Source organism: Cupriavidus oxalaticus (genome assembly GCF_038900635.1).
Taxonomy (GTDB): Bacteria; Pseudomonadota; Gammaproteobacteria; order Burkholderiales; family Burkholderiaceae; genus Cupriavidus; species Cupriavidus oxalaticus_B.
Genome location: NZ_JAYMRX010000092.1, coordinates 1 through 445 on the forward strand (window position 1 = coordinate 1; position 445 = coordinate 445).

Here is a 445-nt window from a genome sequence, read left to right on the forward strand (position 1 = left end):
CTGGATGATCAGCGAGTTCTCCTGCATGCGCTCGACCGCGTCGGCCTTCTCCGCCGGCGAAAGCCCGGAGACGCGCGCCATGCTGGCGTTGCGCTTCTTGTCGAGGTCGATGACGCGGATCGCGCAGCCGAAGAACGGCTCGAAGCGGCTGGTGTCGTTGCGCACGTCCTCGATCAACTGTGCATAGCGCGAAGAATGCGAGCGGTGCGGCTCGTCGATCAGCGTGCGCCCGTACATGGTGCGGTCGAACACGATCTTCTGCCGCCAGGGCGACGGCAAGGCCTTGTAGTCGCCGAACACGCTCTTCCATGCGGGGCGCGACAGCGGCGGCTCGATCATGGGATAAGCGAGGTCGCGCAGCTGGCGCTCTTCGTCGGTGAGCTGGAATCGCGACGGCTTCAAGCCGACGCTGGAGGTAACCTCGGCGCCGAGCCAACTATGCATG

The 445-nt window shown here is 65.2% G+C and carries 1 protein-coding gene; it reads right to left on the reverse strand.

Annotated elements, in window-relative coordinates; genetic code table 11:
- On the reverse strand, positions 1-445 hold a 445-nt coding region (locus tag VSR71_RS35095), incomplete at both ends, for a hypothetical protein (protein WP_342917923.1).